At 39.7% G+C, this 24,526-nt stretch carries 22 protein-coding genes, 1 pseudogene and 1 riboswitch; of the genes and pseudogenes, 8 read left to right on the forward strand and 15 right to left on the reverse strand.

All coding sequences use genetic code 11. The annotated features are described in order from the left end of the window. Window positions 1-90 precede the first annotated feature (90 nt). Window positions 91-1,071 (reverse strand): efflux RND transporter periplasmic adaptor subunit, encoded by a 981-nt coding sequence (locus tag AAHB15_RS20175; RefSeq protein WP_335573716.1) that lies wholly within the window; start codon window positions 1,069-1,071, stop codon window positions 91-93. A gap of 254 nt (window positions 1,072-1,325) precedes the next feature. Here AAHB15_RS20175 and AAHB15_RS20180 point away from each other — a divergent pair, with 254 nt between their 5' ends. From AAHB15_RS20180 to AAHB15_RS20195, 4 genes are all read left to right on the forward strand, one after another. Continuing rightward, window positions 1,326-2,015: a response regulator transcription factor gene (locus AAHB15_RS20180; RefSeq protein WP_335573715.1), complete on the forward strand. Its 690-nt coding sequence runs from the start codon at window positions 1,326-1,328 to the stop codon at window positions 2,013-2,015. Then, on the forward strand, window positions 2,015-3,019 hold the full coding sequence (locus tag AAHB15_RS20185) for a sensor histidine kinase (RefSeq protein WP_335573720.1): 1,005 nt from the start codon (window positions 2,015-2,017) through the stop codon (window positions 3,017-3,019). The genes AAHB15_RS20180 and AAHB15_RS20185 overlap by 1 nt, the downstream gene beginning before the upstream one ends. 99 nt (window positions 3,020-3,118) lie before the next feature. Then, entirely contained in the window at window positions 3,119-3,880 is a 762-nt protein-coding gene (locus AAHB15_RS20190; RefSeq protein WP_335573714.1) for an ABC transporter ATP-binding protein, read from the forward strand. Beyond that, entirely contained in the window at window positions 3,870-5,816 is a 1,947-nt protein-coding gene (locus AAHB15_RS20195; RefSeq protein WP_342043173.1) for an ABC transporter permease, read from the forward strand. Before AAHB15_RS20190 ends, AAHB15_RS20195 begins: the two co-directional genes overlap by 11 nt. Window positions 5,817-5,888: 72 nt before the next feature. Here the strand turns inward: AAHB15_RS20195 and queF are convergent, their stop codons facing one another. From queF to AAHB15_RS20215, 4 genes and pseudogenes are all read right to left on the reverse strand, one after another. Then, complete coding sequence (queF, locus tag AAHB15_RS20200) at window positions 5,889-6,389, reverse strand: preQ(1) synthase (RefSeq protein ID WP_098532388.1); 501 nt, start codon at window positions 6,387-6,389, stop codon at window positions 5,889-5,891. A gap of 129 nt (window positions 6,390-6,518) precedes the next feature. Then, window positions 6,519-6,565: riboswitch (PreQ1 riboswitch) on the reverse strand. A 116-nt stretch (window positions 6,566-6,681) separates the two neighbouring features. Further along, a complete protein-coding gene (locus tag AAHB15_RS20205) occupies window positions 6,682-7,053 on the reverse strand; it encodes a winged helix-turn-helix transcriptional regulator (protein WP_335573712.1) in 372 nt (123 codons plus the stop codon). A gap of 587 nt (window positions 7,054-7,640) precedes the next feature. Further along, on the reverse strand, window positions 7,641-7,790 hold the full coding sequence (locus AAHB15_RS20210; RefSeq protein ID WP_186446587.1) for a hypothetical protein: 150 nt from the start codon (window positions 7,788-7,790) through the stop codon (window positions 7,641-7,643). A gap of 56 nt (window positions 7,791-7,846) precedes the next feature. Next, window positions 7,847-7,921, reverse strand: a pseudogene (locus AAHB15_RS20215) (winged helix-turn-helix transcriptional regulator); the annotation flags it as partial. Between the two features lie 206 nt (window positions 7,922-8,127). On the opposite strand from AAHB15_RS20215, the gene AAHB15_RS20220 reads away from it, so the two are divergent. Together AAHB15_RS20220 and AAHB15_RS20225 are read left to right on the forward strand one after the other, a co-directional pair. Then, window positions 8,128-9,342, forward strand: coding sequence for an MFS transporter (locus tag AAHB15_RS20220; RefSeq protein ID WP_342043174.1), 1,215 nt, complete (start codon window positions 8,128-8,130; stop codon window positions 9,340-9,342). 91 nt (window positions 9,343-9,433) lie between these two features. Beyond that, window positions 9,434-10,276 (forward strand): aldo/keto reductase, encoded by an 843-nt coding sequence (locus AAHB15_RS20225; RefSeq protein ID WP_342043175.1) that lies wholly within the window; start codon window positions 9,434-9,436, stop codon window positions 10,274-10,276. Window positions 10,277-10,413: 137 nt separating this feature from the next. Here the strand turns inward: AAHB15_RS20225 and AAHB15_RS20230 are convergent, their stop codons facing one another. Beyond that, entirely contained in the window at window positions 10,414-11,775 is a 1,362-nt protein-coding gene (locus AAHB15_RS20230) for an FAD-binding oxidoreductase (protein ID WP_342043176.1), read from the reverse strand. 82 nt (window positions 11,776-11,857) lie between these two features. Continuing rightward, window positions 11,858-14,071: an alpha-galactosidase gene (locus tag AAHB15_RS20235; protein ID WP_342043177.1), complete on the reverse strand. Its 2,214-nt coding sequence runs from the start codon at window positions 14,069-14,071 to the stop codon at window positions 11,858-11,860. 143 nt (window positions 14,072-14,214) lie between these two features. Here AAHB15_RS20235 and AAHB15_RS20240 point away from each other — a divergent pair, with 143 nt between their 5' ends. Continuing rightward, window positions 14,215-14,823 carry a DedA family protein gene (locus AAHB15_RS20240; protein WP_335573707.1) on the forward strand — a complete coding sequence of 203 codons (609 nt, stop codon included), beginning with the start codon at window positions 14,215-14,217 and terminating at the stop codon, window positions 14,821-14,823. 285 nt (window positions 14,824-15,108) lie between these two features. On the opposite strand, the gene AAHB15_RS20245 is transcribed toward AAHB15_RS20240, so the two are convergent. Beyond that, on the reverse strand, window positions 15,109-15,852 hold the full coding sequence (locus tag AAHB15_RS20245) for a TPM domain-containing protein (RefSeq protein ID WP_335573706.1): 744 nt from the start codon (window positions 15,850-15,852) through the stop codon (window positions 15,109-15,111). Continuing rightward, a complete protein-coding gene (locus AAHB15_RS20250) occupies window positions 15,852-16,427 on the reverse strand; it encodes a LemA family protein (RefSeq protein WP_335573705.1) in 576 nt (191 codons plus the stop codon). Before AAHB15_RS20250 ends, AAHB15_RS20245 begins: the two co-directional genes overlap by 1 nt. 409 nt (window positions 16,428-16,836) lie before the next feature. On the opposite strand from AAHB15_RS20250, the gene AAHB15_RS20255 reads away from it, so the two are divergent. Further along, window positions 16,837-17,118 carry a YggT family protein gene (locus AAHB15_RS20255; RefSeq protein WP_335573704.1) on the forward strand — a complete coding sequence of 94 codons (282 nt, stop codon included), beginning with the start codon at window positions 16,837-16,839 and terminating at the stop codon, window positions 17,116-17,118. 122 nt (window positions 17,119-17,240) lie between these two features. Here AAHB15_RS20255 and AAHB15_RS20260 read toward each other — a convergent pair whose 3' ends face one another. The 6 genes from AAHB15_RS20260 to AAHB15_RS20285 all read right to left on the reverse strand — a co-directional run bounded on the left by AAHB15_RS20260 (window position 17,241) and on the right by AAHB15_RS20285 (window position 24,409). Beyond that, on the reverse strand, window positions 17,241-18,206 hold the full coding sequence (locus tag AAHB15_RS20260; protein ID WP_342043178.1) for a 2-hydroxyacid dehydrogenase: 966 nt from the start codon (window positions 18,204-18,206) through the stop codon (window positions 17,241-17,243). A gap of 159 nt (window positions 18,207-18,365) precedes the next feature. After that, a complete protein-coding gene (locus AAHB15_RS20265; RefSeq protein ID WP_098531079.1) occupies window positions 18,366-19,697 on the reverse strand; it encodes an MFS transporter in 1,332 nt (443 codons plus the stop codon). A gap of 87 nt (window positions 19,698-19,784) precedes the next feature. After that, complete coding sequence (locus AAHB15_RS20270; protein WP_335573702.1) at window positions 19,785-21,320, reverse strand: xylulokinase; 1,536 nt, start codon at window positions 21,318-21,320, stop codon at window positions 19,785-19,787. Window positions 21,321-21,333: 13 nt separating this feature from the next. Beyond that, window positions 21,334-22,158: a class I fructose-bisphosphate aldolase gene (locus tag AAHB15_RS20275; protein ID WP_251566874.1), complete on the reverse strand. Its 825-nt coding sequence runs from the start codon at window positions 22,156-22,158 to the stop codon at window positions 21,334-21,336. 35 nt (window positions 22,159-22,193) lie between these two features. Continuing rightward, window positions 22,194-23,231 carry an alcohol dehydrogenase catalytic domain-containing protein gene (locus AAHB15_RS20280; RefSeq protein ID WP_342043179.1) on the reverse strand — a complete coding sequence of 346 codons (1,038 nt, stop codon included), beginning with the start codon at window positions 23,229-23,231 and terminating at the stop codon, window positions 22,194-22,196. Window positions 23,232-23,542: 311 nt separating this feature from the next. Continuing rightward, the gene (locus tag AAHB15_RS20285; RefSeq protein WP_342043180.1) at window positions 23,543-24,409 is read right to left on the reverse strand and encodes a MurR/RpiR family transcriptional regulator; all 867 of its coding nucleotides are present in this window, start codon (window positions 24,407-24,409) and stop codon (window positions 23,543-23,545) included. Window positions 24,410-24,526 lie beyond the last annotated feature (117 nt).

The raw sequence follows: 24,526 nt of genomic DNA on the forward strand, positions 1-24,526 counted from the left end.
TTAGAATAAATATAGAACAAATTAACCCAATCCATAAATGAGCTTGTCGTGTTTTTTTCATAATAATATTCTCCTTTTTATAATTATTGTTTAGTTGCCCGTCTTTCCACCTGTTGTACCTTGTCCACCACTTGGCGGCGCCATGTCCTGACCATCAAAGTTCCGACCCATACCTTGACCTTGCATCATACCGCCTTGACTAGAAGACGAACTGCTTGAAGTCAGCTCAGGTAACTGAACAGTCTGGCCTTCTGTAACTCCTTCTGTGATTTCTACATATTCGTCTGTTTCAATACCTGTTTTAACCGTTTTTTGCTCACCGGTAGTTCCAGAAGAACTGTCTGTGCTGCCATTGGCTGAAGCAATAATCACATATTTTTCTTTATTGTCATTTGTATAAATCGCATCTACAGGAACATATAATGCATCTGTCTTGCTAGCAGTTAAGATAGTAGCTGATGTACTCATCCCTACTTTTAGGTTGGTTGGTTTATCAATATGAATGGTTACATTAAAGGTGGATGAACCACTTGATGATGATCCTTCCTCTGCAACTGCTGTAACTTTCCCTGTGTATGTCGCATCTGGGTAAGCACTTACTGTTAAAGTTACCGTCTGTCCTACTTTTACTTTTGAAATATCTAATTCATCTACCGAAACGACTGTCTGTAAATCGTTGTAATTGGTAAGATGAGCAACGACTATACCCTTGTTAATTCGATCGCCTGAAGCAACCGACACTGTAGTAATGGTTCCACTTGTTGGAGCAGTAATTGGATCGCTATCATCCGTAAAGGTTACTAATTCGTCTCCGGCGCTCACTGTGTCGCCAGCAGATACTAAAACCTCATCAATTTCGTTATTATCCTCTGTTGCTTTAAGATCCTCGGTGGTTACTGGTTCAACTGTTCCTGAACCACTAATTGTTACTTCTAACTTTCCTTTTTGCACTGTAGCCGTTCGAACCTGCGTAGTAGTGCTTGTACTAGCACTGCTTTTGGAGTGAAACCATTGATAGCCAACATACCCAACAACCAGTACACTTATCAATATCCAAATCCACTTCTTCATTTATCTAAACTCCTTTTATCATGGAACAGTCCGGACCCGCTCCAAGCATTTTTTTTATTTCATGAGCCTATTATCATGTGCGTCCCTTAACTTATCCTTAATAAAAATTAAAAAAGTCAAAAAGTGCCTGACACCAATAAATGGTTTAGGATAGTGTTAAATGTCGCTAATGGTGTCAGGCACCAGCTTATAGCATGAAAAAAGGATATATTATACAATTAGCGTAAGATATGTAGAGTGCGGCGGTGATATTATTGTTTAAGTTATTATTAATTGAAGATGATCAAACGCTTTTTAATGAAATAAAAGACCGGCTTATGGGCTGGTCTTATGATGTGTATGGGATTAGTGATTTCAGTAAGGTGATGCAAGAGTTTACGAGTGTTAAACCCGATTTAGTAATTATTGATATTCAGCTGCCAAAATTTGATGGTTTTCATTGGTGCAGGATGATTCGCTCCCATTCGAATGTTCCGATTTTATTTCTCTCTTCACGCGACCATCCGACAGACATGGTTATGTCCTTGCAGCTTGGTGCGGATGATTTCATCCAAAAACCGTTCCATTTTGATGTACTGATTGCCAAAATTCAAGCGACCCTTCGCCGTGTTTATAATTACAATCATGAACAAATAACCCTGAAAACCTGGCAGGCTGCAACGATCGATGTTGAAAAAAGCACGGTCAGCAGCGCGACCGGGACGGTAGAGCTCACAAAAAACGAGATGTTTATTTTAAAAAAGCTGATTGAGCAAAAAAATAAAATTGTCAGCCGAGAAGAATTAATCAAAAGCCTGTGGGATGATGAGCGGTTTGTTAGTGATAACACGTTAACAGTCAATCTTAACCGGCTGCGAAAAAAGCTGGACGAGCTTAATCTCGGACAATTTATTGAAACAAAGGTTGGCCAAGGATACATGGCATGTGAAGAGGCGCAAACATGATGATTAAAACCTTTTTAAAGGAAAGACGGAGCTGGATTGTTCTTTTTTTCTGTTTACAGTTACTAGTCCTTTTCACAGGCTATATTGATTCCGCCATAAAATTTACACCTCTTCTCTATATTGTTTTTTTATCGACGCTTATTTTTGTAATCTTTTTGTGCTTTCGCTTCCATAAGGAAACGAAATTTTATGCTTCTTTATCGGAATGGGAAAACAATCTCGATTTAACTAATATGGCCAAGGCGGAAAGTCCGTTTGAAAAAATAATTGAGGAAAGTATTGTGGATCAAACAGTGCTGCTAAAACAAACAATTTCGAATAATTTGGTGTCTGTGGAACAGGAAAAAGATGAGCTTTTATCTTGGATTCATGAAGTCAAAACACCTTTGACAGCTATGCATCTAATGATCGACCGTTTAGAAGAAAGTCCATTAAAAGCACAGTTATCTGTAGAATGGCTTCGTATCCACCTGCTGCTGGATTCCCAACTTCATCAAAAGCGCCTGCCCTTTATGGAGAATGATTTATATATAGAAGAGACTGACTTAAAAGCCTTACTTTTTAAAGAGATTAAAACGCTGCAATCCTGGTGTATGCAAAAAGGGATCGGCTTTGAAGTCGAATTAGAAGCAGCCTCTGTCTTAACGGATGCTAAGTGGCTGGCTTTTATTATTCGCCAGCTGTTAACAAACGCAGTGAAATACAGCTCGGCATCGGATATTGTTATACGAAGTTTAATGGAGGATGACCGAACCAAGCTGATGGTTCAGGATTTTGGGCGCGGCATTGACCCAAAAGACCTGCCGCGCATTTTCGATAAGGGCTTTACCTCAACAACCGTTCACCATGACAATGCCTCTACAGGCATGGGTTTATATTTAACCAAAAAAATTTCAGAGTCTTTATTGATTCATATCGATGTCCTATCAGACCCCGGCCTTGGGACCACATTCACGTTAACCTTTCCACGAAAAAATGAATTCGGCGCGATTTCAGGCATGTGACAAAAATGTCACATGCTTTGCTGTTTTGTTCGGTTAATCGAAGGAGAAGTCAACCGGCAAATTTTATAATTGGATTATCAAATAAAGGAGCGTGTTCGTATGAGGATTTTAGCAGCCCAAAAAATTCATAAGAGCTATGGTAATAAGCTGAATAAACAAGAGGTTTTAAAAGGGATTGATATTACCGTTGAAAAAGGGGAATTCGTGAGTATCATGGGGGCCTCCGGTTCCGGAAAAACGACGCTTCTCAACGTGCTGTCCTCAATTGATAAGGTCAGCGGCGGGACTATTACAATTGAAGGCAAAGAAATGACGGCTATGAAAGAAAAGCAGCTCGCTGAGTTTCGTAAGCAGCATCTTGGGTTTATTTTTCAAGATTATAATCTTTTGGATACGTTAACCGTTAAAGAAAATATTCTATTACCATTATCGATTACGAAGGTTTCTAAAAGAGAGGCAGATGAGAGGTTCAACCGGGTTGCAACGGAGCTAGGGATAGAACAGATTAAACATAAGTACCCAAATGAGATCTCCGGCGGGCAAAAACAGCGAACCTCGGCAGCGAGAGCGTTCATTCATGAACCAAGTATAATTTTTGCGGATGAACCAACAGGGGCGCTCGACTCGAAATCTGCATCCGATCTGTTAAACAAACTTAGTGAATTAAATCAAAACCGGACGGCCACGATTGTGATGGTGACACACGATCCTGTGGCAGCTAGTTTTAGCAGCAGAGTGATTTTTATAAAAGACGGGCAGATTTATACCCAGTTAAATAAAGGGGATCAATCCCGGCAGGCGTTTTTTAAGGATATCATGAAAACTCAAGGCGTGCTAGGCGGTGTGCCATATGAGCGTTAATCAGCTTATTTTTCGAAACTTGAAAAAAAATCTAAAAAACTATTATCTTTATGTATTTGCCCTTATCTTTAGTGTTGCCCTTTATTTTTCATTTGTTACTCTGCAGTATGACCCGGCGATGGATGAAACGAAGGATACCCTTAAAGGAGCAGCAGCCATTCGTACAGCAAGTGTTCTCCTTGTGGCCATTGTCTCGATCTTTTTACTGTATGCCAATAATTTCTTTATTAAGCGGCGGAGCAAGGAAATTGGTTTATTTCAATTAATTGGAATGACAAAAACTCGGATTTTCAACCTCCTAAGCGCCGAGAATTTTATTCTCTACTTTGGTTCATTGGTGGTGGGGATCTTTATCGGTTTTTCCGTCTCCCGGTTAATTATTATGATTTTATTTAAAATTACCAAGGTGGATGCAATTGCCCGCTTGCATTTTTCATCGCAGGCTTTGGTCCAGACTTTAATTGTTTTTAGTGTCATCTATATCCTAATTATGCTGATGAATTATCTTTTTATAAAGAGGCAGAGCATTCTATCTCTCTTTAGAGTTGTTTCCTCGACGGAGGAAACAGTGAAAAAAATGTCTATATGGGAAATACTTATGGGGATTTTGGGATTGCTTGCGATTATTTCCGGCTACTATATTTCATCGAAGTTATTTACTGGCGATTTTTCCACGATGACAGAACTGTTTTTGGCGATGATTTATATTTTGGGATCTGTTATTATCGGCACCTACTTGTTTTATAAAGGATCGGTAAGTTTTATTTTTAATATCGTTCGGAAAAAGAAGGATGGCTATTTAACAATCAATCAGGTATTATCCTTGTCGTCAATTATGTTTCGAATGAAATCAAATGCGCTGTTACTAACGGTTATTACAACATTATCCGCTCTTGCGATTGGGCTATTATCGTTGAGCTATATCTCCTATTATTCTGCTGAAAAGATGGCTGAAAACCAGACTGCGGGCGATTTCGCCATTACCAATGCAGAAGACGCCGATAAATTTAAGGATGCGTTGGCCTCGAAGAATATTGATTTCGACGAAAAGAGGATTGAGGTACTCCAGGTGTCCGCTAACCTTAAGAACCTTTTGGATACAAAACTTGAAGGTGTGATGGTGGACCCCAGTGCTCTGCCTCTTCCGACGATTAGTGAACGAGTTTTGAAAAATACCGATGTGGCCGCAGATGAGACGATTTTTACAGGTTATAATGATTTACTTCAGAAGTTTATGAATTTAAAAGAGAGCGGTAGAGTCGAATTAAAGGGGCAAACGGAATCAATTCCGCTTCATTACTTAGGATTAAAAAAGGATTTTGTGATTTCAGGATATTTTACGAACGGCGGTCAGCCGATTGCGATTGTAGACGATTCTGTGTTTGAACGCTTGAAGAAGGATGTAAATCCTTCTATTCAAAAGAAGACCTCTCTTTTTGTTGGCTTTACATTGAAGGATGAAGGTCAGCTCGAAAAGGCCAACCAGGTTTATCAAGATTTGTCCTTTAATGAGAATGACCTTTATTCGTCTCGTTTAGAGATCAGTAATACTCAGAAAAAAATGATGGGATTGATTATGTTTATTGTTGGCTTTTTAGGTCTAACATTTCTGATCACGTCGGGCTGTATTCTGTATTTTAAACAAATGGGTGAGAGTGAAGAGGAGAAGCCGAATTATACGATCTTACGCAAGCTTGGTTTAACGGAAGGGGATTTATTGAAGGGAATTCAAGCTAAGCAGCTGTTTAACTTTGGAATTCCGTTAGTGGTTGGGCTGCTCCACAGTTATTTTGCCGTCCAATCTGGCTGGTTTCTTTTTGGAGCCGAAGTATGGACCCCGATGATTCTAGTTATGGTCCTCTATACCGCCCTATACTCCATCTTTGGAATCCTATCCGTGCTTTATTATAAAAAAGTCATAAGGGCAGCACTCTAAAATAAAAAACGGGACTAATAGAAAAAAGCAGCCATGGCTGCTTTTTTCTATTAGGTGCCTGTCACCATTTCTTTATCGGTTATCTACTTTTTCTGGATAGAGGTCATGGTTCATTAGGCGGTAGTTTGCCATTTCTTCGTATTTGGTGCCTGGTTTGCCGTAGTTGCACCATGGGTCAATGGAGATGCCGCCGCGCGGCGTAAATTTGCCCCAAACTTCAATATAGCGTGGGTCTAGCAGTTTAATCAGGTCGTTCATAATGATGTTGACACAGTCCTCATGGAAATCCCCATGGTTCCTAAAACTGAAAAGGTATAACTTCAAAGACTTACTTTCAACAATCTTTTTATCTGGAACATATGAAATATACATAGTTGCAAAATCCGGCTGGCGTGTCAGCGGACATAAACTCGTAAATTCCGGACAATTAAATTTTACGAAATAATCCCGCTCAGGATGGAGATTATCAACTGCCTCCAAAACTTCTGGTGCATATTCAAATGAATAGGTAGTTCCTTGATTACCTAATAGTGTTAAATCCTTCAAACCTTCTTCGTGGCTGCGGCCAGACATAAAAAAACCCCCTATAAAAATGTGTCCCCACACTTTTTAAGAGAGTTTCAGCTGAATGTTCTTTTTCTATACAAACTAAAGGATAAAAAACAAAAAGCCACATCCTATATGGACATGGCAGAAAGTCATGTATCCATAGTTTTTTATAGAGGGTGTCAGCTATGAACCTCTCCCGTTCAAGTACGGGTATTCTCATCTCTATATAATAAAGAACTGACTAGAGAACGTCAAACAGAAAATTAAGGTAAAACATAGAGCGCGCTGGCATCCTGTCAGTTAGGACTAAACTTCCCTATTTTAGGTGCTCGTTAAGTACATTCTCTTCTAAAACAGAAAATTTGTCTCCGTACACTTTAGTAATGTGATTTTCTCCCCATAAACACAGCGCGTTTAAAATGCTTTCTAGGCTCAATCCATATTCACTAAGCTCATACTCCACTTTTGGCGGGACTTGATTATAAACAATCCGGTTAATAACGCCATCCTCCTCTAATTCTCGTAATTGTTGAGTTAACATTTTTTGTGTGATATCCGGCATCAGACGTTTCAATTCACTTGTTCGTTTCTTCCCGTGTGTTAAATGACAAAGAATCACGCATTTCCACTTTCCACCGATGACCTCTAATGTCGCTTCAACCGATATATTGTATTTCTTTTTCTTCATCTCTAACTCCTCCATTTTAATAGGTACTAAAAAGCACCTACCACACTTCGAACTATCTATAGCACTTTGAAGTGCATACTTTTCATTCACTACTGTATATTTCATAATAACATTTGCCGGTTAAAATATCCCATTATAATTCTTTTTATAGTTTTGCTTTTAGCCAATCATTCATGCAATAAAACCATTTTTAGGAGGAGAGAAACACATGAAATTAGATAAAAAAAGAAGTACACTCGCTTTGTTGGCATGCTTGATCACCTGAAATTTATTAATTTCATTTATGATCAGTTTCTTTTTCAGTTTTAATAGATTCTTTTTCCACCAACCATTCTCCTTTATACGTTGATTATAAATAAAGGTGTTAATTACTATTAAAATATGAAAAAATAGTAAAACAAACTAAACGCTTGTCCAGAACCTAAAATTTTGCTAATGCACTAAGAAAAAAGATAAACTTTACAATTAAGTATTTTTAAGAAATTAGTTATACAAAAATGTTCAATATAAATAAATAATCCCCAAATCCAAAAGGGAATGGGGATTATTTTTGTTCGTTTACTGTAATCTTTTCTTTTAAATAAAATCTAAGGGTTCAAATCATTTTCATCTTTCTCATATGCTATGACTACTACTTTTTTATTAGTACGTTCACTTAATTCATCTTCAAACGTTTTAATCTCACTTACCAAATTAGACGCTAAATCTGCAGCTACATAATGATTGTCTTTATCCACGTTCATCTCTCCTTTTTCTTTTATTATTTCTTCTCCTATTGCCAGTTATTCTCTCTGACAAGTAATTTCCACTTTTCACCGATAACCTCTAATGTCGCTTCAACCGATATATTATATTTCTTTTTCTTCATCTCTAACTCCTCCATTTTAATAGGTACTAAAAAGTACCTACCGCACTTTGAAGTATCTATATCACTTTGAAGTGCGTACTTTTCATCCACATCTGTATATCCCATAATAATATTTGCCGGTTGAAATATCCTTTCATAATTCTTTTATAGTTTTGCTTTTAGCAAATCATTCATGCAATAGAACCATTTTAGGAGGAGAGAAACAAATGACTATAGATAAAAAAAGAAGTACCTTCGCTCTATTAGCATTAGCCGTAAGTGCTTTTGCCATCGGAACAACGGAATTTATCAGTGTAGGGCTGCTGCCGCTCATAGCAAAGGATTTACAAATATCTGTTACAACTGCCGGCTTAACTGTTTCTTTATATGCCTTAGGAGTAACTTTCGGGGCTCCTATTCTGACGTCCCTCACATCTAGGATGTCACGTAAATCCTTGTTACTATGGATCATGATTATTTTTATCATCGGCAATGGGTTGGCGGCAAGCGCATCTAGCATTGGTGTTTTATTAACTGCCCGTGTGATTTCTGCCTTTTCACATGGTGTCTTTATGTCGATTGGATCAACGATTGCTGCAGATTTAGTCCCTGAAAACCGAAGGGCTAGTGCAATATCGATTATGTTTTCAGGACTTACAGTGGCAACTGTTACTGGTGTTCCTTTTGGTACCTTCATCGGCCAGCAATTCGGCTGGAGGATGGCGTTCGTTATCATTGTCGCAGTCGGCGTGATTGCTTTCTTTGCTAACAGTATCCTTGTTCCGTCTGATTTACGAAAAGGGGTTCAGACAACGTTCCACGACCAGTTTAAATTGGTAACCAATGGTCGCTTATTGCTTCTATTTATTATTACTGCGCTTGGTTATGGAGGAACATTCGTAGTGTTTACGTACCTATCCCCTATTTTGCAGGATATTACGGGATTTAAGGAAAGCACCGTTGCCGTGATATTACTTGTTTATGGTATCGCGATTGCCATCGGAAATATGGTGGGCGGCAAATTATCTAACCAAAATCCTATTAAGGCATTATTTTATATGTTTATCTTCCAAGCTGTCGTCTTATTTTCTTTTGTTTTTACCGCACCACATAAAATAGCAGGCTTAATCACTATCTTTTTCATGGGCCTGCTGGCATTTATGAATGTACCTGGATTACAAGTTTACGTCGTTATGTTAGCAGAAAGGTTTGTCCCTGCTGCAGTTGATGTAGCGTCTTCGATTAATATTGCTGCGTTTAATGCCGGTATTGCGATGGGATCCTACTTTGGCGGCGTGATTACCAACTCGATTGGATTAATTCACACCTCTTGGATTGGAGCATTAATGGTCCTAGGAGCGGTCGTTCTTACGGGCTGGAGCTGGAGACTTGAAAGGAAAGACCGTAAAGAAGCCGGTATTAAGATTGAAAAAGTAATTTAATTTCACCCCTTTGTTTTCATAGTAGGCGCGGGGGGATAGTGTAATAGCCCCCTGCCTTTTTATAAAAGAATTAATCTGGAGGATGATTATAATGGTTAACAACTTACAAGACACAACTACACTTAGCAATGGAGTAAAAATGCCTTGGTTTGGACTTGGAGTATTTAAAGTAGAAGAAGGGCCAGAACTAGTCAATGCAGTAAAGTTTGCCATAAAACATGGATATCGCAGTATTGATACAGCTGCCATCTATCAAAACGAAGAAGGAGTAGGACAAGCGATTCGAGAAGGAAACAAAGAAGCGGGTATTTCCAGAGAAGACCTTTTTGTTACATCAAAGGTCTGGAATAGTGACTTAGGCTATGAAGCAACTCTAGAAGCATATGAAACAAGCTTAAAGAAATTAGGGTTAGACTATTTAGATTTATATTTAATTCATTGGCCTGTAGAAGGAAAATATAAAGAGGCGTGGCGAGCTTTGGAAACTCTCTATAAAGAAGGCAGAGTAAAAGCAATTGGCGTAAGTAACTTCCATGTTCATCATCTGGAGGATTTAATGAAAGAGGCCGAAATCAAGCCAATGATTAATCAAGTGGAATTCCATCCCCGTTTAACACAAAAAGAAATCCAAACTTTTTGCCGGGAACAGGGAATCCAAATGGAAGCATGGTCACCATTGATGCAGGGGCAGCTATTAGACCAGCCGGTAATCAAAGAAATTGCTAATAAGTATAACAAGTCTACAGCACAAGTTATTTTGCGGTGGGATCTCCAAAATGGGGTCGTCACCATTCCAAAATCAACAAAAGAACATCGCATCATCGAAAACGCCGATATATTTGACTTTGAACTAACCAAAGCCGAAATGGAACAAATTGATGATCTGAACCAAAACCATCGCGTCGGCCCAGACCCCGACAACTTCGACTTCTAAACAACACAAAAGGGTTGGTAATGATGATGCTTTTTCACCATTACCAACCCTTTCATTGTGTTAATCTACTTTTTGGTGCCTGTCACCGTTTGCGCCCCTTCCACCTTGTTTAACAATTTATCGGTGCCTGTCACCCTTTAGAATATTTTCCCTGGGTTTAGGATGTTTTTGGGGTCGAGGTTGTTTTTGATGATTTTCATGATTGGGATTATATCTCCGTGTTCTTCTAGCAGGAACGCTTTTTTGCCGAGTCCGATTCCATGTTCCCCTGTGCAGGTTCCCCCTTTGGATAAGGCATAGGAAACAATCTGATGATGAACTGCTTCTACTACTTCCAACTCTTCTTCACTGTTCGGATCAATCGGTAAGCAAGCATGATAATTACCATCGCCAACATGGCCCAAAACAGCCCCCTCTAAACCATATCTCTCGATCACTTCCCTGGTCTGCTTTAAGGCCCCAGCAAGTTGTGATAACGGGACGCAGACATCAGTAAACATTAAGACTTTTCCAGGATTGGCGGCTTGAATAGCAAATGCTGCATGGTGCCTTGCCTCCCATAATTGTGCCCTTCTTAACAAGTCATTCTCAAATTCAAAAGAAACACATTGCTCATCCTTTAGAATTTCTTCCATTACTTCCACACTATATGTAACTTCCGGTTCATTTCCGCTAAACTCCAAGAAAAGAGTTGGCTCCTCACGGTAATCTGTAGTCTTAAACCTATTAACTGCCTGAATCGTTTTTTCATCAACTAGCTCGATTTCCCCGATTGCAAGTCCTGATTTTAAGAGAATAGCAGCGGCATTTCCAGCTGCTTCAATCGAGGGAAACACAGCTTTTACAGCAGACACAGCCTCTGGAATGCCCCTCAGTTTTAAGGTAATCTCCGTAAAAATGCCCAATGTCCCTTCTGATCCTATTAACAAGCCCGTTAAATTGTATCCTGCTGAAGATTTAAATGAATGCCCTCCGGTTCGAACGATGGATCCGTCTGCTAAAACCACCTCTAAGCCGAGGACCTGATCACGCATTACTCCGTATTTCACACTGTTAGTACCGCTGGCATTCGTGGCCGCCATACCGCCGATTGAAGCATCTGCGCCTGGGTCCGTCGGAAAAAACAACCCATGTTCCTTCAGAGCCTGATTGAGCTGATTTCTTGTGACCCCAGGTTGTACCGTCACTTGAAAGTCATCTGGCCGGATGGATAAGATTTGATTCATCAAACTAAAGTTAAGACTGATGCCACCGAATACCGGAATAATATGTCCTTCTAAGCTCGTCCCCGCCCCGTAGGGCACGAGTGGAATGGAATGCTCACTAGCAAATTGCACAATCCTGCTTATTTCCTCTTTTGACTTAGGAAACACAACTGCATCCGGGCAGGATGGTGTATGATATGCTTCCCCTTTACTGTGCTGTTCTAAAATAGTTTTATTGATCGAAACACGCTCACTATCCCCGACAATCGCTAACAATTTATCATTAAGATTCACCTGAGTCCCCTCCATAACACTGAAACTAGTACACTTCTTAATAAATATTTTAAACATCGGGGAAGTTAATTTATAGTTAATATTAAAAATTTTCACTTATTTCTTTAAAATCAACAGCTTTTAAATGATAGATTTCAGAGAAAAAGTCTGTTTTGATTAACGGCAGGTTAAGCCCCATTTTCATTAACTCATCTCCATAAAATACTTGGCCATCGTCGTTAATTTTGTATCGAAGCTGCGGATTCAGCCCGCGTAATTTCATTCGTAGGAAAGGTGGATTCGGCGTCGCTAGCGTCTTATAGTAAATTACCACTGCTTGCCTTTGACCGCGTCCTACATACATCCAAGCGGTATCCATCCCCTCAAAGGGGCTCCACAGCCGATACAGGTCACCAAAAAGGACGATTTCTTTTATTTGATGATATAGCTGAATTTCCCGCCCGACTAGCTCTTTGTCTTCCTTGCTAAGTTTATCGATGTTTAATTCAAACCCAAGATTGGCGGCCATGGCAACATGACATCTCATCTCTAATGGTGTCATTCTGCCAGTCTGATGATTCGGGATATCTGAAACATGAGCTCCCATCGTAATAGCCGGATAAACTATACTCGTTCCATATTGAATTTTCAGCCTTTCGACCGCATCCGTATCATCACTCGTCCAGGTCTGCGGCATATAATACAGCATCCCTAAATCAAAGCGGCCGCCCCCGCCCGAGCAGCTTTCAAACAAAATTTCAGGAAAGCGCTCCGTTAAAACTTCTAAAACCCGATACAACCCCATCATATAACGATGGGCCGTCTCCTTCTGTCTTTCTGAAGGCAATAATGCAGATCCCACCTCCGTCATATTCCGATTCATATCCCATTTTACATAGCGAATTGGGGCACTCTGAAATAGATCCGTAAACGTTTCTATCAGCCAATCACACACATCATCCCTGCTTAAATCCAGAATAAGCTGATTTCTCGAAAGTGTCCGGTTCCTCCCTGGTACATGCAGACACCAATCTGGATGCCTGCGGTACAAATCGCTATCGGGAGAGACCATTTCCGGCTCCACCCACAAGCCGAATTGCATCTCTTTACCATTGATATAACTAGCTAATCCGTTCAATCCATTAGGAAGTTTTTTCCTATTAACAACCCAATCTCCAAGCGAACTCTTCGCATTATCACGACGGCCAAACCAGCCATCATCCAAAACAAACAGCTCAATGCCCAGTTCCTTAGCGGCATCAGCAAGATCTCTTAACTTTTTTTCAGTAAAATGAAAATAGGTTGCCTCCCAATTATTAATGAGGATTGGCCTTGTTCTGTCACGATAAACTCCGCGGCAAACCCGGCTTCGAATGATTTTATGAAAAATCCTCGACATTCCGCCCAATCCTTCTGAGGAATAGACCATCAGTGCCTCCGGTGTTTGAAAAATTTCACCTGGCTTCAACAGCCATGAAAAATTAAATGGATTAATTCCCATATTGATCCGGGTTATCTCAAAAGGGTCCACCTCAATGGTTGCCTTGAAATTTCCGCTGTAAACTAGACCAATCCCGTAAACATCCCCATACTCCTCGGTTGCATCCTTTGATAGTAAGGCTAGAAAGGGATTATGCTGATGACTGCTTGCACCCCTTGCGGAAGAAATCGATTGAACACCGTGGATCAGCGGTCTCCGTTCAATTTGACGTTCCCGTGCCCATGTTCCTTGAAGGTGAAGCCAGTCCCATTTCGAGTTATGGAAGTCAACCGACATGCTCATGCTTTTTTCTATCTTCACCTCACGGCTGCCTAGGTTTTCAAACGAGACCGACCTCGTGATCACATCAAAATCTCGGTAAATCGTATAATGAAGGTTAAGACCGACGCCAAGAATGGAATCCACCAATGTTATGACCAGCGTGTCCGCCTCATCATCATCCTCTACATAGACCATCGGCAGCCCATTCAAACGGGGCTTTCCTTTAAAAATCGCATAGGAATCATATACAAATTCAGTTACTGTTGACCCATCAGAACTCTGAAGCTGATAAGCCGGCGTTCGGAAGTCTCCATTTCCAAAGGCAGGATATTCCTGCGGCAGGGTATCAAGCGAAAACCGGGGGTCAGCAGGTTCATTCATCGGCGAAAAGGTTCTTCCTTTAAATGGAAGAATCGCTAATGGCTGGAGCAATTGGACCCTACTCCCCCAATATAAATGCGCTAAATACTTTCCATGGACAAGCTGCATCATGTAACTGATTCTGCCATTATATAAATGAAATAGCTTCTGTTCTTCATTCCATTCAATCGGCATGACATCCACTCCTAAAATGACATTTACTTCACTATATTCGCGGTTTAAGTGGAAAATGGTGTCAGGTCATACATAAAAGTGAAAATTTTTGATGATAATATCTAATAGCTAAATTTTTAGAATTGAATTTAGGAAGTGCAGCGATGGATTATTTAAATCATCTTCTTGAACACTTTGGCTATCTGGGGATTATTTTTGCTTTAATTGGCGGTATCATTGGCCTGCCAATTCCTGATGAAGTTCTTCTTACTTATGTGGGTTATAATGTTTTCGCAGGAAAATTGGCGTACCTGCCATCACTCCTATGTGCCTATTTCGGGGCAAGCAGCGGGATTACACTTAGTTTTATTTTAGGCATTGTGTTAGGAGCTCCGTTTTTACATAAGTTTGGCCCGAAGCTGCATATCAGTGAGGCAAAGATTGATCGAACGAAGAAATTATTCAATAGATTTGGCCCGTTCCTTCTCGTTATTGGTTTTTTTATTCCAGGCGTCCGGCATATTACCGCCTATCTCGCAGGAATTAACAATTATTCTTATAAAAAGTTTGCCCTGTTCGCCTATTTAGGAGCACTAATTTGGTGCTTTACCTTTATCACTTTAGGCAGATTGCTTGGTGGAAACTGGGTATATGTTGGAACATACTTTTCTAGGTATAGTATCTATATTATTGCCTTGTTCCTAATAGGTCTGTTTATTTTGTACACCTATAAAAGGAAAAGAAAAGTATTGAAAAATGCTTCCTATGATTAAGAAAAGCGCAAGCGCCTTGGTCAGCCCCGATATAGGGCGACTTGTCGACTGGCCGGCGAAAGCAGGGTCAAAGACTAGTCGCCCTTAATGCGTACAGAAAGCGATAGCTTTCTGTAGCCAAGCATAAGACGAGCCGGCCGAAAGGTTGCTTTTTAACCTTTTGGACGGATTGGCTGTAGACCATCGAGGGGCTAGGCGCTGAAGCTAGACAATTCTCAAAGTAAAAACTTTATACTTATCTCATGAAAAAGATGCTCTCGAACCGAGAGCATCTTTTTTCTGTTATTACCAGCCTCGGCTTGCACCTCCGCCGCCAGAGGAACCGCCTCCGCCGCCTCGAGACCCTCCACTGCCTCCGCCTCGTCCACCACCACGGGATAGAATGGAGAGGAGTAAATAAGTAAGGGTGCCTCCGAAAAATTTAAAGTCAAGGAAGACGACAACCAATACGATGATAATAATCAACCAGGATGGGATTCCGGTTCCTTCATTCTTTGGCGCCGTTTTTTGTCCACTTTCACCGTTATATTCGGCCATGACTTCTTTGGCGAGTGCTTTGTAAGTTTCCGTTACGGCTTGGTTGGGCTTGTTATTTTTTAAAAAAGGGATAGCATATTGATCTAAGATTCTTCCTGCTTTCGCATCGGGAATTCTTCCTTCGAGGCCATACCCGACCTCAATCCGGATTTTGTGTTCCTTCATCGATAAAACAAGGAGGATGCCATTGTCCTCTTTTTCGCTGCCAATTCCGTATTGGCGAAATGCCTCATTCGCATATTCTTCAATGGTTCTGTCACCAATACTATCAACGGTCAACACAGCAACCTGTGCGGTTGTCTGATCTTCAATGTTTCTGCCTAAGTTGATTAGTTCTGCTCTTTCTGTTTCGTTTAGAACATGAGCAAAATCTTGTACATAGATATCTCCGACGGGAGCAGGTATTTGGACATCCTCAGCAAGTGCACGGGCTGCACACAGAAATAATGTGGTAAAAACCAATAGAAGGCTGAAGATCCGTTTCGCTTTCATTACCCGTTGCCTCCAAAGTCAACTTTGGGAGCTTCTTGGGCTTGTGGGTCTGCTTTGAAATATTCTTTTTCATCAAACCCGCCGATTCCTGCAATAATCGAGCCCGGGAATCTTTTTACTTTTTTATTGAATTCCGCTACTTGTTCATTGTAATCCTTTCGTGCGACAGCAATTCTGTTTTCGGTCCCGGCCAGTTCATCCATTAGCTGGGAAAATTGCTGGTCTGCCTTAAGGTTAGGGTAGTTTTCAACGACAACGAGCAAGCGGCTTAGTGCACCGGATAATTGATCGTTAGCGGTTGCTTCTTCTTCGGGGGTTTTTGCTCCGGCAAGCCTTGCACGTGCATCTGAGATGGAGGCAATGACTTCTTTTTCATGTGCTGCATAGCCTTTTACGGTATTGACTAAGTTTGGTATTAAATCTAGCCTTCGTTGGAGTTGATTTTCGATTTGAGCATGCGACTGATTTACGTCTTCTTCTAGATTGACAAAGCTGTTATAGCTGGACATAAACATGAGGCCAAAGATAACAATGACAGCAACCACAATTCCTAATCCTAACCAACCTTTTTTCAATCTAATCACGTCCTTTCTCACTTATAGTATATATCACATGGTAAATAAGTTCCCTATTTAAGCCATTTAAAAACTTACCTATAAATCCATTTAATTAAACGTTTGATTAGTTTTGCTGCCGAATTGATTAAACGTTTGATTAATTTTTTTCATTCACCAATCCATTTGAATTTAAGAATTTGTTAACCTCCTTATGGCATAATAAAACCATTGAAATACCTTTGTCACTAAAGGCTTTTCCCCAACTAATTAATCGTTTGATTAATTATTATTTATGAGATTTCCGAATAAAAATAGCATTTTATGTCAATCAGAATTATGAAACCTTTAGTGGGCTTAGCCGTATATATATGTATCTTTACGAATTTTGTACCTACAATAAAAACTATAATAGACGGGGAGATATAAATTGGGATTATACATTTTACAAATTGGACAGTATGCTTTTGAAATTTATTATTGGCTTATCTTAATATCAATTTTTGGCTCCTGGTTTCCACAATTTCAATCAACAAAGATTGGGATCTGGATCTCAAAGCTCGTCGAACCATATTTAGGCTTCTTTAGGCGGTTCATCCCTCCACTTGGGCCTATTGATATTTCACCGATTGTCGCTATATTCGTTTTTAGATATATAACAGGATTTGCTCTAGAAGGACTGCGACAGTCATTGAATGTAATTGGTGTGTGATTTTCTCTAACCTACATTAAAAAAACCCGAATAAGGTGCACTAATTAAAGAAGTGATCCTTATTCGGGTTTTTTATTCACTTATTCATTAACCGTTTTTACACTGGATTTAGAGGTTTCTTTTTACTGCTGGACCGGGGTAATTGGTTCTTCACCATTTAATACTTTCACCATATTATCAACTGCAAGATTAGCCATCCTCATTCTTGTTTTAACACTTGCACTTCCAATGTGAGGCAAGGTAACAACATTGGATAAGGATAACAATGGATGATCCATTGTTACTGGTTCTTGTTCAAAGACATCTAACCCGGCACCCCAAATATCACCATTCCTCAACGCTTCATATAATGCTTCCTCATCTACGATCCCACCTCTTGCAGTGTTGATGAGGATGGCATTCGGTTTCATCAGAGATAATTCCTCTTTACTAATAAGATGATGTACTTCCGCACTATATGGAAGCATGAGGCAAACGTAATCGGATTGCTGCAATAAATCCTTTAATTCTACGTAATGAATACCTAGCTCACGTTCTTTATCTTGCTTTCGCGTACGATTATAATAAAGAACATTCATATCAAATCCCTTTGTCCGCTTGACAAGGGCCTCTCCAATTCTTCCTAACCCAATAATTCCTAAGGTCGCACCATATATATCTTGTCCAGTAAACTCCATCAAAGACCATGCTCCCCACTTTCCGCTGCGCAAGACATCGGAGGCATTTACGACTCTTCGGGCAGCTGCCATTAAAAGCGCAAACGTTAAATCGGCCGTGGTTTCCGTTAGGACGCCAGGTGTGTTGGTTACAATAATCCCCTTTCTTACTGCTGCATGAAGGTCGATATTGTTATATCCTACTGCTACGTTACTAATTATCTTTAAAAGCTTGGCTTTAGCTATGACTTCTTCATCTATCTTTTCTGTCAATAAGCAAATAAGACCGTCGATATTTTCTATTTCTTTCATTAAAATTTCCCTTGGAACAGGGATATTTTCTTCTCCCCACATTCTCACATGAAAATACTGAGAAAGTTTATCAATTATTTCCTCGGGCAGCTTTCTTGTAATATACACGGAACTTTTCAACTAAATCTCCACCTTTTTATTAGAAATATGTACTTTACATAAGTAGTAAATAAAAAAATAAAAAAAGGGCACTGGATAATTCCCATGCCCTATGTGATTGACGTGTTAAATTGAGATCGTTTATGTTTAATAATTAAGCTTTTAAAAAATCCGCAGCTATTAATCTTGTGCAGGTTCTTTTAAGGTCGTGATAATTATGAAACCAAGTACTAACAATACTGCAAAGAATCCAAAGGCAATATTGTAATTACCTGTTGCATCAAGAATTGCACCAACGATCATCGGAGAAAAGAATCCACCCAGGTTACCACCGCTGTTGACAGTTGCAATAGCAACTGGGAAAGTATTTCGGTTAGTTAATCCCATTGGATAAGCGGTAAATGCAGGCCAGCCAATGTTAAGGAAGAAACCTGCCAACCCTAGGCTAAGAGATACAAGTGTTGCGTTGTCTGGGATATTAATAACGACAAGCATCATAATGGCTGTAGCGATAGCAGTAATTAACATCGTTGGTTTACGCCTTTTTAAAAATACTTTGTCAGAGATAACCCCCCCTAAAAGCGCGCCAATTAATCCTCCAATTGCAGGGGTCGATGCAACAAATCCCATTTTCATAAAAGAATAGCCTTTTGCATTAACAAGATACATAGGGACCCATGTCAACATGCCGTATAATACACTGTTCATTAAGAAATAAGTAAGCGTATTACCCCAAATGTTCCAAGAAGTAAAAACCTTTTTGGGAGTACTAATTATTTCAATTTTCTGATATCTTATCGCCTTATCAAGCCAGCCAAGTGACCTTTGTTCCCCAGCTGCTTCAACCCTAACTTCTTCTTGGCGAATATATTCTAACTCAGCTTTTGATACCTTTGAGCTGTCTTCAGGCTTTGTTCGAACTACTAAGTACCAGACGAGAGCAATAACTAAACCAGGGATGGCAAACCAGTAAAACACATAACGCCAACCGAATGACATGGCAATCGCAGCCGCGATAATCGGTACAAAGATTGGAGCAAGCTGTGTAGAAGCAATATAAATACCTGTTGCAGTCGCTTTTTCTTTTGCCGGGAACCAATGGTTAATCGTAGTTGACATACTTACCGGTACAGGACCCTCTGCCAAACCTAATAGTAAACGAAGTAAAATCAAAAGTGCAGCACCTGAAACTGTTCCGAGTAAGAAGGTAACAACCGAAAAAGCAATAACGGCAAGAGCTACTACTCCACGAGTTCCTTTTTTGCCAAGTAAAAACCCTGCTGGAATCTGCGAACAGGCATATCCTAAGAAGAAGAAACTTGAGATCGCCCCTGCCTGGAAATTGTTAAGAGCAAAATCCTCTTTAATAAATGGGAGTACTACACCGATATTCGTACGGTCTGCATAACAAACAATGTATACCAAAAAAATAAGCGAAAGAACTAACCAACGATAGCCTGTCTTTTTCTTTAGTGCAAGACCTGCACTGATCTTAGATTCAGGTAAAGACATCCCATATCCCCCGTTCGATTAAAAAATTTTTTTAATATCACTTCAGAAAAAATTTCTTCTCTTACTGTAAGGGTTTTCATTTTTTTGTTAAATAATAACCACTTGATCCTCCTCAATTTTTTCGCCAGTCTCAGAGTTTCGCCTGGCACTCAAGGCAAAAAATGATTTTAAAGAAGGATATAACTCATTAAACACTTTATATAATTCGTCATAGATTCTTAGATGGCTCTGCTCTGGCTGTAGTGTGTAAATTGTGTTATTACAAATTTCTTTTGCGGCATACTCCAAAGAAGAAAAATAACCAATAACCGTGCCAGCAAGTAAACAAGTTCCTAATACACCGGTCTCGGAAACATCTTTAATATGAACGCTTTTGTTCAATACATTGGCTTTGATTTGGGCCCATTCTCGATTTTTCGCCCCTCCGCCAATAGATTGGTAGCTTTCCACTTGAAGCTGATACTTTGTTTCAATAATTTCATTAATTTGCTTTAGTCCAAAAGAGCATCCTTCTAAAACAGCACGAAACATATCTGCTTTCGTTGTGTTTAAATGAATTCCGGCAAATACCCCTCTAGCATTTGGATCCCAAATAGGCGCACGTTCCCCTTGCATATATGGCAGAAAAAAGACACCGCCCGCACCAGGAATTGACTGTTTGCATAAATCTTCCAAAACTGCCTTCGAATGTCCTTCCGGCTTCAAAAATTGCTCATAGAACCATTGAATGGCTGCACCAGGAAACGACATCGCTCCATGAGATAACCAGCGATTTTTTATAACATGGCATCTATTTAAGAAACGCTTATCCAAAAGCTCAGGTTGATCTGTACAAACCGTAAAGACATTAGAGGTCCCTACTGATTCAAACATTTCATTGATCCCAATACCGAGTGCTGCTGCAGAACATGCAGTGTCCGCTGCGCCGGCAATTACGGGAATACGAATGGATGGTAGGATCGGATGCATATATTCCCCAACAACGGAACAAGGATCTACAACACCAGGAAGCTTATCACGATCGATGCCAACTTTCTCATAAATATCTCTCGACCATTGATAGTTTTCTACATCATATATGCCCGTGAAGGAGCTTTGCGTCCAATCCATCACAAAGTTTCCTGTCAACTTATGTAATATGAAAGTAGAAAGGTTCCCCCATTTATAGGTTTGGGCATACAGCTCTGGGTGTTGATTTTTAAACCACAAATGAGTTGTTACCGTATACATTCCAGGCTCTAATCGGTTTTTCGTCACCTTGAACAATAGGTCTTCGCTGACTTGATTTTTGATCCAGTCCGCTTCCTCTTTACTTCTTTGGTCTAAATACAGAATCCCTGGATAAAGTGGCTCGCCCTTTGCATCTAAAAAGACCGAACTATTACAAAAAGTAGAAAGAGAGATTGCCTCTACCTTGCCCTCAACCTCTACCTGCTGCCATACATTTAAAAGTAATGTTTTAACTTTATTCCAAATGTCCTCTAGATCAATTTCTACCCAGCCCATTTTAGGGTAAAGAAGAGAATAGGGCTGATATTCAAGAAACCCTAATTCTCCATCTCTATTCATTGCTCCAACCTTAATTCCGCTTGTCCCAATATCTATTCCAATAATGTGAGACATGACTCATCACCCTCTATACAGTTACTGGTGAATTCATTAATTCGTTATAAAGCTCCAGGGTTTCTTTTACTGTTCCTTTATTATGGATAATGTTTTTAAATGCTGTAACAACAGCTGTTGGATTAGGATTGTTCCATACGATTCTTCCAAAGGTGATTCCCACACCGCCAGCATCAATAACATCGTATACCATTTGGAAATAGTCTTCAATATTATTTCCGTTATCACCACCTGCCACAACGACCTTTCCTGGAGTAGAAGCGACGACCTTTGCGAAGGTTTCTGGATTGCCAGTATACTTTGTTTTGACGATATCTACTCCAAGCTCTGCGCCTGCACGAACAGCGTAAGCTACATGCTTCCAATTATTCTTGTCATCTTCTGGGATTTGATTTCCTCTTGGATAAATGTGGGCAATCATTGGCAAACCATGTGCAGCCGCTTGACCGGCAATTATTCCAAGATTTCTGAGCTGTTCTGGCTGGTCCTCTCCACCAACAATACACCCCATGGAAACTGCATCGGCTCCCAAACGAACTGCCTCATCTACTTCAGTAACCCATGCATCATAGTTTGGCTGCCAAGGTGAGAATGTAGAGCATTTCAAAATAAAGCCTGTTTTTCCTGCATGCGGACGGTAACACATATCGGCAATTCCTTTATGCATGGTAATTGCATCAGGTCCGCCTGCAACAATTTCATCCAACTTACGCTGAATTGGCATAAGTTCTTCAAAAATCCCCCGTGCCATTGCTTGGTCAACTGCAACTGCTAGTAGTTTCCCAGACTTTTGGTTTAATAGACGATTCATACGAATTTCTTTACCTAAAAATGCCATAATATAACACTCCTATTCTCATATTCATAGTTTTTTTATTGAGTAATAACAGTCTTCATACCATTTCCATTTTTCACATCCATGATCGCCCTCTCAATATCATCAAGAGTGTAACCAGTTGTGGTAATTACCTCAGTATTAATCTGACCGGAAGCAATCAGAGATAGTGACTTATGATAGTCTGCTCTTGTTAGAGCAGATGTTCCGTTGATCGTAATTTCATTGTAATGAATGACGTTTGGATCGATTTCTGACATAACATTTTTCGTAAATCCTGCGAAAAGGTTTAATATACCGCCTTTTTTTAATAGGTTCGAACAAGAGTTAACTAAGAACGGAACACCTATTGCCATGATGACAACATCGGCTCCCAGCCCTTCTGTTTCACTTAACACGATATCTTCTAATGATTCAATATCAGGGTTTACAGCAAAGTCAGCTCCTGCAAGGAGTGCTTTTTCACGGCGATGACCAATTGGCTCACTCAAAATAACCGTACTTGCTCCTGCAATTTTCGCTAATTGAACATGCATCAGTCCGATGGGTCCGCCTCCAATAACCACTACAACGTCGCCCATTTTGACATTTGCTTTTCTTTGACCATTGATGCAGCAAGCAAGCGGTTCTGTAATAACGGCCTGTTCAAAGGTAAGATGATTCGGGATTTTCACTAAATTCCCTGCTTCGAGAGCTGCGCTAGGAATCCTTACATATTCCGCAAAACCACCATCATACTCATATCCAATCGCTGTACGGTTTGCGCAGACATTTTCTCTGCCATTTAAACAGTAGTAACACTTCCTGCACGGAATAACAGGCATTACTCCCACTCGTTCTCCTGCAAAAAAGCCTTTCACTTGACTGCCAACTTCTTCAATTGTGCCAACAAGCTCATGACCAATAACTGAAGGAGTCCTCACACCCTTAGTCTTTTTTCCTTCAAAAATACGGACATCTGTGCCACATACAGCACTTGCATTAACTCTAACAAGTACCTCATGTTCATTTATTTCCGGCTTTTTTACCTCTTCAAGCTTCAGTTCATTTGGTCCATGAAATACAGCTGCTCTCATAACTCCTTTGCTCCTTTTAAGGTTAGTGTGGTTTTCTTGTGAAGGAAATTTCCTTCATTATTTTTATAAAAAAATAGAAGATAATTTCCTCTATTCTTTTATTTTAACCAGTTTATCCATACTAGAAGAAGATCTTAGTGAATTTTTGAACCGAATTCACCTTTTTAGGGAACTTGACTATGCTGCTTTATAAATCTTAAAGAGTGGAGATTGAATTTTCTAAAAACTTATTTACAAAATTATCATATCACGTGATGGTAATTTCCTTCAACATTTATTTTTAAAAAAGTGAAACTTTTTTCCGAAATCCCTTACATTTTTTTGTCTATGGTGGATTTACGTGTTTTCTGAAGGTTGCTGTAATACAATTCATATTGCTGGTTGGCAACCGCAGCAACTAAAATATCAATGATAGTTAATTGAGCAATTCTCGAAGAAATCGCATCGGTTCGAAACAATGTCTCATTTGAAGCTGTTTGCAAGACGATATCCGATATTTTCGTGATCGGTGATTTTGATGAATTTGTAATACAAATTATCGTTGCCCCCGCTTCTTTCGCTAACTTCAGAGCTGCTAAAACATCTGTGTTGGAGCCTGTATGGGAAATTCCAATCACAACATCTTGATTTGTGAGCACACTGGCTGACATAGCTTGCAAAATTGTATCGTTATAAGCAAATGATTTAATCCCTAATTTTAATAGCTTGTGGTGAGCATCAAATGCTACCGTTCCTGATCCGCCTGTTCCATAAAACTCAATGAAACGGGCATTTGAAATGGCATCCACAGCCTTCCTAAGTTCTTCATCATTACAAACCTCAATAGAATCGTATAGCGCTTGAATGTTTGACTGAAATACCTTCTTTTTAATCTTGACGACGTCGTCACCTTTTTCAATAACTTCATGAATCTGCTTTTCCGGGGCGATGACTTCCTTTGCCAAATTTATCTTCAAATCTTGGAATCCTTTATAACCAAGCCTTTTACATAATCGGACAACAGACGATTCACTTGTTTCACTTCTTTCAGCTACTTCCGTAATGGAAAGATGTATAATCTCGTCCTGGTTTTGTTCGATAAACTCGATAATTTTTTTCTCCGAATCCCGAAGCCTTGACATGGCGGCATTTATTCTAGTGAAAAAACCTGGATTTGTATTTACGTTCAATTCGCTCATTGACGTTCCTCTACTTTCCCTTTCATTTTTGTCTATTTTCTATTTTATAATAATTATTTAATGATTTTCTACTTGATTTTATTTATTTAAAACGAAAACAAGCATTTTCGTCCAACA

It is taken from the genome of Bacillus sp. OTU2372, assembly GCF_038440275.1.
Classification (GTDB): Bacteria; Bacillota; Bacilli; order Bacillales; family Cytobacillaceae; genus Neobacillus; species Neobacillus bataviensis_B.

Coding starts and splice junctions, on each gene's coding strand:
- AAHB15_RS20175 (WP_335573716.1), bottom strand. CDS start 1,071: ATGAAGAAGTGGATTTGGATATTGATAAGTGTACTGGTTGTTGGGTAT.
- AAHB15_RS20185 (WP_335573720.1), top strand. CDS start 2,015: ATGATTAAAACCTTTTTAAAGGAAAGACGGAGCTGGATTGTTCTTTTT.
- AAHB15_RS20190 (WP_335573714.1), top strand. CDS start 3,119: ATGAGGATTTTAGCAGCCCAAAAAATTCATAAGAGCTATGGTAATAAG.
- AAHB15_RS20195 (WP_342043173.1), top strand. CDS start 3,870: ATGAGCGTTAATCAGCTTATTTTTCGAAACTTGAAAAAAAATCTAAAA.
- queF (WP_098532388.1), bottom strand. CDS start 6,389: ATGTCTGGCCGCAGCCACGAAGAAGGTTTGAAGGATTTAACACTATTA.
- AAHB15_RS20205 (WP_335573712.1), bottom strand. CDS start 7,053: ATGAAGAAAAAGAAATACAATATATCGGTTGAAGCGACATTAGAGGTC.
- AAHB15_RS20220 (WP_342043174.1), top strand. CDS start 8,128: ATGACTATAGATAAAAAAAGAAGTACCTTCGCTCTATTAGCATTAGCC.
- AAHB15_RS20225 (WP_342043175.1), top strand. CDS start 9,434: ATGGTTAACAACTTACAAGACACAACTACACTTAGCAATGGAGTAAAA.
- AAHB15_RS20235 (WP_342043177.1), bottom strand. CDS start 14,071: ATGCCGATTGAATGGAATGAAGAACAGAAGCTATTTCATTTATATAAT.
- AAHB15_RS20240 (WP_335573707.1), top strand. CDS start 14,215: ATGGATTATTTAAATCATCTTCTTGAACACTTTGGCTATCTGGGGATT.
- AAHB15_RS20245 (WP_335573706.1), bottom strand. CDS start 15,852: ATGAAAGCGAAACGGATCTTCAGCCTTCTATTGGTTTTTACCACATTA.
- AAHB15_RS20265 (WP_098531079.1), bottom strand. CDS start 19,697: ATGTCTTTACCTGAATCTAAGATCAGTGCAGGTCTTGCACTAAAGAAA.
- AAHB15_RS20270 (WP_335573702.1), bottom strand. CDS start 21,320: ATGTCTCACATTATTGGAATAGATATTGGGACAAGCGGAATTAAGGTT.
- AAHB15_RS20275 (WP_251566874.1), bottom strand. CDS start 22,158: ATGGCATTTTTAGGTAAAGAAATTCGTATGAATCGTCTATTAAACCAA.
- AAHB15_RS20280 (WP_342043179.1), bottom strand. CDS start 23,231: ATGAGAGCAGCTGTATTTCATGGACCAAATGAACTGAAGCTTGAAGAG.
- AAHB15_RS20285 (WP_342043180.1), bottom strand. CDS start 24,409: ATGAGCGAATTGAACGTAAATACAAATCCAGGTTTTTTCACTAGAATA.